Origin of the sequence: Mesorhizobium sp. M2E.F.Ca.ET.209.01.1.1 (assembly GCF_004010375.2) — a bacterium.
Lineage (GTDB): Bacteria > Pseudomonadota > Alphaproteobacteria > Rhizobiales > Rhizobiaceae > Mesorhizobium.
In genome coordinates this window covers 1-302 of the sequence record NZ_SADP02000683.1, presented here as the reverse complement: position 1 = coordinate 302, position 302 = coordinate 1, and the positions used below count along the sequence as shown (strand labels likewise).

The 302-nt window shown below is 62.6% G+C and carries 1 protein-coding gene; it reads right to left on the bottom strand.

Features of this window, described 5'->3' with window-relative positions; genetic code table 11:
• A partial coding sequence (locus EN852_RS37425; RefSeq protein ID WP_189546532.1) for an alpha/beta fold hydrolase occupies positions 1 to 302 on the bottom strand: 302 nt, incomplete at both ends.

Here is a 302-nt window from a genome sequence, read left to right as displayed (position 1 = left end):
CTGCCCGGGAAGATCCGTCTGAGGAAATTGGCGATCAGCCGCACCACGTCGTGCGGGCGCTCGACCTGTGGGATGTGGTTGACGCCATCGAGGACGGCCAGTTCGGCGTGTGGAAACAGCGAGGCGATCTCTTCGCCCTGGGCCAGCGGCGTGGTCGAATCCTCTCGTCCCCAGATGACGAGGACCGGCGGTGTGAAGGCGCGATAATTCGCCTTGTTGGCGGCAAGCGATTTCCGCTCGTCATTGTAGAGGCCGCTGAACAGCCAATGACCGACGGCATTGGTGGTGCCCGTGACATTCAG